We start from the raw sequence: 11,227 nt of genomic DNA, 5'->3' as shown, positions 1-11,227 counted from the left end.
CCGGACGGCACCTTCCTGGCCAGCCCGGACGCGTACTGGCCCGACGAGGGCGTGGCCCTGGAGATCGACTCGGCGGAGTACCACTACACGCGCGACGCCTGGCACGCCACCCTCCGCCGCCGGCTGCGCCTGGAGGCCCACGGCATCCTGGTGGTCAGCGCCACCCCGTCGATGATCCGCGACACCCCCCACGAGGTCCTCGCCGCCCTCCGCACCCTCCTCACGCTGGCCCACTCCCGCCCCACCCACAGCCCTGACCCGCGGCCACCAACAACTCCCCCTCTTCCCGGGCCCGGGGTGACGCCGGCGGGCGGGGAGCGACGACCGCGGGCCGAAAAGATTCGCCTGAAAAGGATGAAGATCGGTCTTGGCGAGGGAAGTGGATTGATAAATAATGACCTTTTCTGTCAGGAGTGTGATGGTCGCACAGGAATCGCTCACGTCCCTGGAGATCTGTGCAGGTGCGGGAGGCATGGCGCTCGGTCTGGAGTCGGCCGGGTTCGCACCTGTCGCCCTTGTGGAAAGGGATGCCAAGACATGCAGGACCCTTTCCACGAATCGGCCACATTGGAACGTGATTCAGGCGTCGCTCGAGGAATTCGAACCGGAGGACCACTCGGAGGTCTATGACGTGGACCTCATGTCCGCCGGTATGCCGCGCATCAAATCCGCGGCCACGGTGAAGCGTCCGGAGGACCGGGCGGAGAGGGAGCTGTTCCGGTGTGCGCTCTACCTGGTGGGGCCGGTTCAGCCCCGCGCGGTGCTGTTCGACAATGTGCCGGAAATGGTCCAGAGTGATGCCTTCGCTGCCGAGCGTGAAGAAATCCGTAAGGAGTTGGAGCATCTCGGGTACCGGCTCCACTGGCGGGTTCTGAATGCCAAGGATTTCGGTGTTCCGCAAGACCGTGAGCATGGACTCATGGTGGCGCTGAAGGAGCGGTACGCGGACGACTTCGCGTGGCCGGAGTCGGCGCCTGAGGCTCTCGCGGTGGGTGACGTTCTCCACGCGTCGATGCGTACTCGTGGCTGGGCCCATGCCGACAGGTGGCGCGCCCGTGCCCAGCGGTTCGCGCCCACGCTCGTCGGTGGATCGGACCGGCGAGGAGGCGCCGATCTGGGACTCCCGGGGAGCAAGGCGATCTGGCGGTCGATCGGGATCAACGGGAACACCGTCGCCAACGCTGACGCCCAGCAGGATCGGAAGGGACGTTCCACACCCAGCGTCCAATGGGATCTGTCAGGTAAGGGATGGGGTCTCGACATGGAACCCGAGGACATGCCCGCCCTGACCGTGGCGCAGGCCGCGCTGGTCCAAGGCTTCCCTGACACATGGCGGATCCAAGGCCTGAAGACGCATGCGTACCGGCAGGTCGGTCAGGCCGTGCCGCCACCGCTCGCCGCTGCCGTGGGAAGGCAGATCGCCCGGGCGCTTCGGGGTGCCGGCGTGACGGAAGACTGACACGGAGGGCGGGCCCGATCCCCTGCAGATGAGCCCGCCGCCGACTTCCGTACCCGTCACCGTTGCCGACCGCCTTCCGGATGCGACGGCTCCACGCAAGGGTTCCCACGTCCGTCCGGAAGGTGGGTCGTGGACCGGTCGTGGACCTTCCTGCCTTCCGGAGGGACGTCGCGGTTGTGCACGCGCTCGCTACCGAATCGACCTGCGTGGCGCATTTCGATGACGGGGTGGACGGGAGCGAGCACATGCCTGCAGTGGGCTCATCCTGCCCGGACGGAATCGGGTCCGTAAGCCACTCATCCGGTCGTCACCCCTCGTCCGACGTCCGTGCCGTCAGCGGCGGGTACCGTCCGGAAGAGTTCTTCGAACTGTGTCACGAGACGACTCACGGAGCGCTCGTCGACCCGTCCGTCGAAGGGTCCTTGCGGGGACCTTTTCGACTGCCAGTACATGTCGGTCGGGGAGGCGATCCAGGCGGCCAGCGCCTCATGGTCCCTGGGCTGGTCCGGAGCCACCACCTCGAAGGCGATCGTGCTGCTTGCGCTGCCGGCGGACTGCACGAGGCGGTTGACCTCACGACCGGTGCGGACCACACCCTTCTGAAGCAGTCTCAGGAACGCCTGGGCTGTGGGCCGATGGTTCATGAGCTTCAGTCGAAGTGCCGTGTTCAGGACGTCCTGGTTGGAGCAGGCGGTCACCACGGGCTCGTAGTCGTCCCCGTTCCGGAACAGTTCCGCCGCCCACCAGAGTCGGGAGAAGTGCTGGATGTCCCAACGCCCTGCGAAGCGGGCGGCCTGCGCGACGACACGCTTTCCGTCTGCCGGCCTGCCCCAGCGCAGCCGGACGAGTTCGGATCCCATCGCCAGCCCTATGTAGTTCCACAGCTGGTTGTCGGCGGCCTCGGCGCGAGTGAGGCGCAACGTGGAGTGGAGACGAGGGGCGAGCCACTGGTCCGAGGTGGTGGGGGTCCCGCCCGCCGAGATCACATCGGATGCCTCCTCAAGGAGGGAGGCGAGCTCCTCGGTCGACCAACGTCGTTCGTCAGGGAACCAGTACGAGACGCCCTGCCGGAGCCGCTCCACAGGAACAGGGGCCTCTTCCTTCACGACAGTGCGGCTGAGGAAGGTGGCGGCCATGGTGTCTGACAGCCGACCCAACCGGTTCGCCGGTGCCTGCGGGGCTGCGGCGGTCATCAGGACTCCTTCTTGGTCGAGAGTCGTCGCAGGTCACGCAGACCTGTGGACAGTTTGCGTGTACGCAGGGCACGACGACCCGCTGCATGGTGCAGTCGGCGTTGCAGATCGGTGCCGCTGCCTCCGGCGGTCCGCTCGACGACCAGCTCGGCAAGCTTCTCCTCCATGTCCACGTCGGGGTACATGTCGGGAAGGAGTTCGCGCAGGACGTCACCGAGCCAGCCTTCCGGCCAGACGACCTGCCCGCCGTCCAGCTCCGTGGCGTACAGGGCGGAGCCGAAGAGGGACGCCCATACTTCCGTGGCGATCTGGGCACCCAGAACCTCACCCAGTATCCGTTGCTCGGAGTTCCCCGAACGCTGCAAGGCCTCACGCAGACCGTCCACCTCGGAGTTGAGGTGGAGGACGGGCTCACCGGCGTCGAAGTCCAGCAACCAGGGGTCGTCCACGTACTGTTCGAAGCCTTCCTGCTTGCTGAACTCGACCCACCGCATGGGGATCACCCGGTCGGCGATCGGCTGTTTGGCCGTGAACGAGACGTACCAGGGGTCGGCCGCCGTGCCGATGAGGCGGCCTGGGACCCCGTCGACGGTGGCCACCATGCGCACGGTGAGTTCGCTCCGGCCCACGTGCTCGCCACGAGGGAGTTCCACGTCGCCGATCCAGCGGCCCGGTCCGGCCGATGACAGCCGGACGGCGGTGTGCACGTTGGCCCTGCGGTTGGTCACCACGGCCACGCAGACGACCTCGTGCCACGGTCCGTCGGCCAGTTCGTTGACGTCTGCGGTCGCCGACACCTTGAGACGGACTTCATGCCAGTTCTCGTTGCTCGCCGTCAATGCCTGCAGAGCGACCACCTGGTGGGCGTCGCTGACATGGGCATCAAGGGCCGCCGGCACGTTGTCGACGAGCAGGCCGTCGACCCTCAGTCGCACGTCACCGCTGAGGACACGGTAGGGGAAGACCGACTTCACGCCACGACCTCCTGCGTCCGGCGGATGTCGACCGAGACGCGGGACATGGCGCCTACGACCGGGTGGCTGGTGACATCCGTGACCGCACGGAACCTGACCTGGGTCGCGTGTGCATCGCACACGAGGTTGCCCCCAGGGGTCAGATCACAGTGTTCCAAAGGGATGACTTCCTTCCACGCGACCGCGGCACCCGGTCCGGAACCGAACCAGAATCGGGGGACGGCTTGGATCACCAAGGGGTCCGGGGACCTGCGCTGTTGCGGAATGCGGACAGTGACGGTGAGGTTCCAGGCGCCGGTTCCGTCGAGCACCCCCTCTACGGCCTTGACGGTCGGGAATGCCCGGACCTTCGGTGCCCCGGTGGTCTTCGGGGTGCCGAGGCGCAGGAGTTCGGTGAGGACGACCGGGCCTGCGTCTTCCTCCTCCTCCCCCTGCTGCGGGCGAAGGAGTTCGCGGACCTTCTGTTCGACCTCGTGCTTGAACTCGAGGATCTTCTGTCGAGCCCCGCGCTCGTAGGTCGCCGTCAGGTCTTCGGTTCCCACCCAGTCGTTGTGGTCCGGGGGTTCGGACGCCCGCAGCATCTGTTCCGCAGCCGCTGCTTCGGGTGTGCCCTCCAACGTGGCGTTGCCGGCCAGCAGTACGGCCTGGAAGGCCCGGTGTCCCAGCGGGAGTTCGCCGACCTTCTTCGACTTCACCACCATCCTGCTCGACCGCATGAAGGTGATCTGGTCGGGGTGGGGATCGTGCTCGTCCGTGGAGGCGATGAGCAGGACAGCGCGATGGGACCCCTCACCCGTCTCCAGGGATCCGTCCTTGCGGGCACGGAGCTCCAGAGGCACTTCGGCCCGGAGGACCTGCCCTCGATCAGTCACTTCCTCGACCGTCTCCCCGTCGAGGAACGCCTGCACGGCCCGGGAGCGGGCCGGTTCGACCTCGTGCGGATCGATGTACGTCTGCGGTCGGACGGACACTCCGTTGCGATAGGCCGCGACCGAGCACCGGACCTTTGCGTCGGCGTCCCGGCCGCCGATCATCGCAGCCCAGAAGTTCTTCGACAGACTCTCGACCAACAGCTCGTACATGGCTTCCAGGTCCTCGGCGCGGCCGGAGCCGTCGTATGCACCGACGATCAGGAAGCTGGTACCGGGGGCATCGTCCCCGCGTGCGAGGTGCAGGCGGGAAGCGGTCTTCTCGTCGCCCCACCAGGATCGCGCGGTGTGGCTGCGCTCCGCGTCAGGTACCCCGAACCATCCCGGGCCGGCATACTCCGACCCTTCGTGCCGGTGCCAGGGGAGTTCCAGTCGGCCCGAGATGCGGTATTCGCTGCGCCCGTCCTCGGGCGTCGACAGGGTGCTGTTCACCAGGACCAGCCCGAAGCGGCTGGCCGCCCACAGGGCCGCCTTGCCGAGACCGTAAGAACCGCCCTGCCCTCCCGCCTTGCCGCTGTCCAGCGTACGGCGGACGACCCGGGCGAACCTGCCGTCACCGAATTCCGGTCCGGTCAGGCCGGTGGCGTGGCGGTCGTCGACGCGCAGCAGGACGAGACGCTTCTCGCGGTGCAGGAGTTCCAACCCGTCCCGGAGGACGCGTCCCACCTTCTGGCCCGGGTCGGCCGCCGCGACGATGTGTTCCTCGACTGCCGTCCAGCCGACCGCGTCGAGGAAATCCGCCAGATGGGGTCCGGACAGTTCGTGCAGGGTGTAGGCCGAGTCCACGGGCGGACCGCCCGGGAGCCGCTCGTCGATGCTGTTCTGGGTCGCCTCACGCGCAAGCACGTCGAGACTGGCGGCGAACGCGAAGCCCGCCGCACTCCCGCCTTCGCGCCCCCCGTCCTCCGGGGCTGCGCGGAAGATCCACTCGAGTGCGTCGGAACCGGAGGTGGGCATGCGGTGGTGCAGCGCGTCGAGCCCGGTGACCTCCAGGGCGGCGGCGATGGCCAGCATCTTTTCCGACCTCGGTGTCGCGCGCCCGTTGACCCACCCGTTCACGGCCGCGGGTGTGACGCCGACCGCGTCCGCCAGGTCCTTCTGGCTGAGGCCTCGTAGTCCCAACATGTATGCGAGCCAGTCTGCGAAGTCCGTCGGCATGCGCACCCCTCCCTGTGTCTGGCTCCCAACCTACCCCAGCGCAGTTAATTTTCAAGATCTAATTAACAAAACTGAAGTTGCTGGATCGAAAACCCTTCCTTCGGGCTCGATGCTGGTGTCACACTGTACTGGTCAGGTGGCGCTCAACTCCCTGCTGGTGCCTGAGTTGTTGGGGTGCAGGTGCGGTAGGGTCGGCGGCGTCGCAATCGGCTCCCGGGGTGACTCCCGGTGGGGAGGTGTCCATGAACGAGGCCGTGGTCGAGGTGTCCGTACCGGAGGGTGAGGAGGGGGTGGTCCGGGTGGAAGCCAGTATGAGCAAGGGTCGGACCGTGTTCACCGTCTACGGTACGGACGGGAGCGTCGTACGGATCGCGTCGACGACGGAGGGTCCGACTCCCTGAGAGGGTCGGTGCGAGGGTGCGCAGAAACGTCTCGTCGGGGATCGGGTGACCGAAGGTGATGAAATGACCTCGAATCGGGCGGAATCGGCCGTCGTGGTGGCCTCCACTCCGGCTGTGGCCGGTCGGATGAGTCGACAGTCGCGCCGGGACACCAGTCCTGAGGTCGCCGTTCGGAAACTGCTGCACGCTGCTGGGCTGCGCTATCGATTGCAGTGGAAAGTTCCCGGAATGTCCCGTCGGACGATCGACATCGCCTTCCCGGGAGCCCGTATCGCTGTGTTCATGGACGGCTGTTTCTGGCATGGGTGTCCGGAACATGCCACCAGTCCGAAGGCGAATTCGGAGTGGTGGAGGGTGAAGCTCGACCGCAACCGGGCCCGAGACCTCGAGACGACGGCTCACCTGCAGGCGACGGGATGGCTCGTGCTCCGCTTCTGGGAACACGAGCCCCCCGTGGGCGTGGCGAGGCGGGTGGAACAGGTCCTGCGGGACAGCAGGGCCTGAACTCCATTTGCCCTTACGTCAGTTGGTGCCGTGGCATTCCGTGTAGGGCTTGCCCGAGGTGCACCAGCAGGGGGAGGTGGGGGTGGGGGGCCAGGGGGTGGCTTTGCCGCGGGCGGCCAGGGTGGTGGCGTATTCGGCCAGCAGGGACGGGGAGGCCGGGGAGGTCTTCTCGGACGCGGCGAAGGCCTCGTAGGACGGGACGCTCGCGGTGACGATGCCGAGGTTGGTCGTGCCCGAGGCGGCGAGGGAGCGGAGGGCGGACTCCACGGCCAGCAGGTGGGCCTCGTGCGAGGGGTAGTCGGCGGCGAGCGTCGGGTAGCTGGTGAGGAGTTCCGCCAGTTCGCGCGCGGGCCAGTGCAGGATCGCCACCGGGAAGGGGCGGGAGAGGGCCGCGCGGCGGTCGCCCAGTTCGGCGCGGAGGCGGGCGATCTCGGCGCGGAGCTCGGCCGGGTCGTCGGAGCCCAGGGCCCAGATGCGCTTCGGGTCGTGGAGTTCGTCGAGGGGGATCGGGCCGATGTGGCGGGTGTCCGCGACCATGTCCCAGTCGTCGTGCGGGCGCCCCAGGAGGCGCCGGACCCGGTGGCGGCCGGTGAGCAGGGCCGTGGTGGCCGGGGTGAGGGGGGTGTCCTCCGTGAGCAGGAGGGTCGCCGCCTCGGTGAAGCACTCGTGCGAGGCTTCCAACTCGTCGTGGGCCTCCAGCGCTTCCGCGATGACCTCCCAGGGCGCCGGGTCCTTCGGGGCCGCCGCGCGCAGGCCCGAGATCAGGGCGCGGGCCTCCGGCTCGTGGCCGTACTCCCAGAGGTTCGCCGCCTGCAGGGCCTTGATCAGGTGCGGGTCGGCCGGGGAGGAGGAGAGGAGTTGGTCGTAGAGGGTGCTCGCCCGGTCGCGCTCGTCGGCCAACTCGAGGTGGGCCGCGGCCTGGAGGAGCAAGGGCTCCTGGTCCTCGGGGTAGCGGGTCGCCGTGCGGATGAGGCGCTCGGCTTCGGCGATGTGCTCGGCAGGCGTGTCGGGGCGCATGGTTCACACCGTACTGCTGCTGGTCAGTTGGCGGGGGAGGACTTAAGGTGCGGGCCGTGCGAGATCGCGTACCCGTGGTGGTGCAGGGGGGCGGCCGGCGGGGGCGCCGCGCCGGCCTCGCGGGCCTGCTGTGGGTCGGCGCCGAAATGATCACCACGCTGGGCGTGCTGGTGGCCCTTCTGGTGGTCCACCAGGTGTGGTGGACCAACCGGCAGGCCTTCGCCGCCGCCCAGGAGCAGGTCCGGGCCCTGGAGCGGGAATGGCGGGCGGAGGGGCCGGCCGCCGGGGCCTCGGCCGAGTCCTCACCTTCGCCTTCGCCTTCGCCTTCCCCTTCCCCTTCCGCTTCGTCCTTCCTGCCGCCCGGCGGGTCCGCCGCGCCGCCCGCGGGTCCGTCCGCTGCCGCCGGTCGGACGGGGCGGCCGTCCCGGGGCCTGCCGGCTCCGCCGCCGGCCCAGGACAGGGCGTACGCCGTACTGCGCATCCCGCGGCTGGGGGTCGCCGTGCCCGTGGCGCAGGGGATCGACAAGCGGACCGTCCTCGACCGGGGGTACGCCGGCCAGTACCCCGGGACGGCGCAGCCCGGGGCGGAGGGGAACTTCGCGCTGGCCGGGCACCGCAACACCCACGGCGAGCCGTTCCGGTACATCAACCGCCTGCGGGCCGGGGACGAGCTGATCGTCGAGGTGCGCGGGCGCCGGTACGTGTACGTGGTGGGGCAGGTCCTCGGTGAGACCACCGAGCGGGACACCGGGGTGATCGCGCCCGTGCCGCGGAGCCTGGTGAAGCCGGGCCACGGGTACAGCGAGCCCGGCGCCTACATCACCCTCACGACGTGCACGCCCGAGTACAGCTCCAAGTACCGGCTGGTGGTGTGGGGGACCCTCAGGCCCTGACCCCGGGTGTTCCCGGTCCCTGCCCGTTGTCGGCAGGGGCGGGCCGGTACCGGCAGGAACAGCGGATCCCGTACGGAGGTTCGTGTCCGGTGGTGGGAGGGGAGGGGCGCAGGGCTCGGCTGTCGACCCTCGTGTCCGCCCGACTTCGCGTGCGCGGCTGTCCGCGGCCGTTGCGGCGGTGGCCGCCTCGAGTGCGCTGCGCGGGCGGCGCGCGGCCGCGGCCGAGGTGAGTGCCGGGCAGCAGGAGGTCCTGCGCAAGCCGGGCGGCGTCCTGCCCCTGCTCTCGTTCTCACCGCCACCGCGTGGTCGGTGGCGGAGCGGCCCGGCTCCCGTACCGCAAGGAGCGGGCGGAGCAGGTGGAGCGCGTGCAGGGCGACGGAGTGGTGCGTTCCAGTCCGTGAACAGGGTCTTGCGGATCGGGTGGACATCTTGGAGGATCGACCAATCCTCCGATGGCCGCAACCCATCGGCCGGCCCCTGGGCATGCCCACGGGCCGACCACCCACGACCACGGGAGAATGCCCATGAAGCTGCTGCGTGTCGGACCCGTCGGGTCGGAGCGCCCCGCGCTGCTCGACCAGGACGGGACCCTGCGGGACCTGTCCGGCCTGATCACGGATGTGGACGGCGCCCTGCTCGCCGACGACTCCGTACTCTCCCGGGTGCGCGACGCGGCTGCCTCCGGCGAGCTTCCCGCCCTGGACGCCGAAGGGCTGCGCATCGGTGCGCCCGTCGGCCGGATCGGCAAGGTCGTGGGCATCGGCCTGAACTACTTCGGGCACGCGTCGGAGATCGGCGCGGAGCCGCCGGCCGAGCCGATCCTGTTCCTCAAGGCCGCGGACACCGTCGTCGGCCCGGACGACACCGTGCTGATCCCGCGCGGCAGCGTGAAGACCGACTGGGAGGCCGAGCTCGGGGTCGTCATCGGCAGCGCCGCCCGCTACCTGGCCTCCGCCGAGGAGGGCCTCGCGCACGTCGGCGGGTACGTGCTGGTCAACGACGTCTCGGAGCGCGAGTTCCAGATCGAGCGCGGCGGCACCTGGGACAAGGGCAAGAACTGCGAGACCTTCACCCCCGTCGGCCCCTGGCTGCTGACGGCCGACGAGGTGGCGGACCCGCAGGTCCTGGACGTGAAGCTGTGGGTCAACGGCGAGCTCAAGCAGGACGGCAACACCGCGGACCAGATCTTCCCGGTCGGCGAGGTCGTGCGGTACCTGAGCCAGTTCATGACCCTGTACCCGGGCGACGTCATCGTCACCGGTACGCCGGCGGGCGTGGCCATGGGCCAGCCGGAGCCGAAGCCCTACCTGCGGGCCGGTGACGTCGTGGAGCTGGAGATCGACGGCCTGGGCCGTCAGCGCCAGGAGTTCAAGGGCGCGTAGGCGGACAGGCGCGCAGCGGACCGCCGGGTGCGTAGGGCACCGTGCCGGTCCGCCGGACGCGGGGAGGGGCGGGGCTGCCGTCGGCGGCCCCGCCCCTCCCGTCTGCCTGCCCGCGCGTGGTCGTGCGTACGGCGTCACGCGCCGAGCTCGACGACCGTCCCGTCGCGGGAGGACCTGCGGGCGGCCTCCAGTACGTCGAGGCAGTGTGCGGCCTCCAGTGCCGTGACCGGCGCCGGACCGCCCTCGCGCAGGGCGGCGGCCACCGCCGCGTAGTACGCCGGGTAGTCACCCGGCACGGTCCGTACCGGGGTCCCGGCTCCGGTGAGCGGGGACTCGCCGGAGCCCAACCGGCCCCACATGTGCTCGGGCTCCTCGCCCCACGGCTGCCCCGGCGCCGGCCGCAGCCCGTCGCGCAGGGCGCCCTCCTGCGGGTCGAGCCCGTACTTCACGTAACCGGCGCGGGAGCCCAGGACGCGCATCCGCGGACCCAGCTGGGCGGTGGTCGCGCTGACGTAGAGGTGGGAGCGGACGCCGCCGGCGTGCGTGAGGGCGAGGAAGGTGTCGTCGTCCGTCTCGGCGCCGGGGCGGCGGGTGTCGGTCTCCGCGTAGACCCGTACGACGGGGCCGAAGAGCACGAGCGCCTGGTCCACGACATGGCTGCCGAGGTCGTAGAGCAGGCCGCCGATCTCCTCCGGGGCGCCCGATTCGCGCCACCCGCCCTTGAGCTGGGGGCGCCAGCGTTCGAAGCGGGACTCGAAGCGCTGGATCTCGCCGAGTTCGCCGTCCGCCAGCAGACGGCGCAGGGTGAGGAAGTCGTTGTCCCAGCGGCGGTTCTGGAAGACGGACAGGAAGGTTCCGGTGCGCTCGGCGAGGGCGGCGAGCTCGCGGGCCTCCGCGGCGGTGGCGGCCAGCGGCTTGTCCACGACGACGGGGAGGCCGGCGGTGAGGGCGGCGGTGGCGAGCGGGACGTGGGTCTTGTTCGGGGAGGCGATCACGACGAGGTCGAGCGCACCCGGGCCGCTCCCGCCGGCCTCCCCGGCCCCGCCGCCGGCCCGGTCCCACAGTTCCGCCGCGGACGCGGCGATGCGGACGTCGGGGAACTCGGCGCGCGCCTGCGCCTGCCGGGCGGGGTCGGAGGTGACGACCGTGTCGAGGACGAGCCCCTCGGTGGCGGCCACGAGGGGGGCGTGGAAGACGGAACCGGCGAGTCCGTAGCCGATGAGGCCGACGCGCAGCGGGGTGGCGGGGGCGGTGACGTTCATGGCGACCACTTTGGCAACAGTGTTGTGAAAGTGCAAGGAAGGTGGACAATGGGCC

10 protein-coding genes are annotated in these 11,227 nt (G+C 69.9%); 5 read left to right on the top strand and 5 right to left on the bottom strand.

Annotation, left to right across the window (positions count from 1 at the left end):
* Positions 1 to 394 precede the first annotated feature (394 nt).
* Positions 395 to 1,459 (top strand): DNA cytosine methyltransferase, encoded by a 1,065-nt coding sequence (locus ACFWUZ_RS13620; protein ID WP_384371581.1) that lies wholly within the window; start codon positions 395 to 397, stop codon positions 1,457 to 1,459.
* A gap of 296 nt (positions 1,460 to 1,755) precedes the next feature.
* Here the strand turns inward: ACFWUZ_RS13620 and ACFWUZ_RS13615 are convergent, their stop codons facing one another.
* The 3 genes from ACFWUZ_RS13615 to ACFWUZ_RS13605 are packed head-to-tail and all read right to left on the bottom strand — an operon-like array spanning position 1,756 to position 5,713.
* On the bottom strand, positions 1,756 to 2,652 hold the full coding sequence (locus tag ACFWUZ_RS13615; protein ID WP_384371579.1) for a DUF6339 family protein: 897 nt from the start codon (positions 2,650 to 2,652) through the stop codon (positions 1,756 to 1,758).
* Positions 2,652 to 3,626, bottom strand: coding sequence for a hypothetical protein (locus ACFWUZ_RS13610; protein ID WP_384371577.1), 975 nt, complete (start codon positions 3,624 to 3,626; stop codon positions 2,652 to 2,654). The genes ACFWUZ_RS13615 and ACFWUZ_RS13610 overlap by 1 nt, the downstream gene beginning before the upstream one ends.
* Entirely contained in the window at positions 3,623 to 5,713 is a 2,091-nt protein-coding gene (locus ACFWUZ_RS13605) for a helix-turn-helix transcriptional regulator (RefSeq protein ID WP_384371575.1), read from the bottom strand. Before ACFWUZ_RS13605 ends, ACFWUZ_RS13610 begins: the two co-directional genes overlap by 4 nt.
* 242 nt (positions 5,714 to 5,955) lie before the next feature.
* Between ACFWUZ_RS13605 and ACFWUZ_RS13600 the strand changes: the two genes are divergently transcribed.
* Together ACFWUZ_RS13600 and ACFWUZ_RS13595 are read left to right on the top strand one after the other, a co-directional pair.
* A complete protein-coding gene (locus ACFWUZ_RS13600) occupies positions 5,956 to 6,114 on the top strand; it encodes a hypothetical protein (protein WP_384371573.1) in 159 nt (52 codons plus the stop codon).
* A 126-nt stretch (positions 6,115 to 6,240) separates the two neighbouring features.
* Positions 6,241 to 6,618 carry a very short patch repair endonuclease gene (locus ACFWUZ_RS13595; protein ID WP_384371781.1) on the top strand — a complete coding sequence of 126 codons (378 nt, stop codon included), beginning with the start codon at positions 6,241 to 6,243 and terminating at the stop codon, positions 6,616 to 6,618.
* An 18-nt stretch (positions 6,619 to 6,636) separates the two neighbouring features.
* On the opposite strand, the gene ACFWUZ_RS13590 is transcribed toward ACFWUZ_RS13595, so the two are convergent.
* Complete coding sequence (locus ACFWUZ_RS13590; RefSeq protein ID WP_384371571.1) at positions 6,637 to 7,635, bottom strand: tetratricopeptide repeat protein; 999 nt, start codon at positions 7,633 to 7,635, stop codon at positions 6,637 to 6,639.
* 47 nt (positions 7,636 to 7,682) lie between these two features.
* On the opposite strand from ACFWUZ_RS13590, the gene ACFWUZ_RS13585 reads away from it, so the two are divergent.
* Both ACFWUZ_RS13585 and ACFWUZ_RS13580 read left to right on the top strand, forming a co-directional pair.
* Positions 7,683 to 8,528 carry a class E sortase gene (locus tag ACFWUZ_RS13585; RefSeq protein ID WP_384371569.1) on the top strand — a complete coding sequence of 282 codons (846 nt, stop codon included), beginning with the start codon at positions 7,683 to 7,685 and terminating at the stop codon, positions 8,526 to 8,528.
* A gap of 524 nt (positions 8,529 to 9,052) precedes the next feature.
* Entirely contained in the window at positions 9,053 to 9,910 is an 858-nt protein-coding gene (locus ACFWUZ_RS13580; RefSeq protein ID WP_384371567.1) for a fumarylacetoacetate hydrolase family protein, read from the top strand.
* A 134-nt stretch (positions 9,911 to 10,044) separates the two neighbouring features.
* On the opposite strand, the gene ACFWUZ_RS13575 is transcribed toward ACFWUZ_RS13580, so the two are convergent.
* On the bottom strand, positions 10,045 to 11,172 hold the full coding sequence (locus ACFWUZ_RS13575) for a Gfo/Idh/MocA family oxidoreductase (RefSeq protein WP_384371565.1): 1,128 nt from the start codon (positions 11,170 to 11,172) through the stop codon (positions 10,045 to 10,047).
* Positions 11,173 to 11,227: the final 55 nt, after the last annotated feature.

This window comes from Streptomyces sp. NPDC058646 (genome assembly GCF_042716875.1).
Classification (GTDB): Bacteria; Actinomycetota; Actinomycetes; order Streptomycetales; family Streptomycetaceae; genus Streptomyces.
This window is presented reverse-complemented; position numbering and strand designations above follow the sequence as displayed.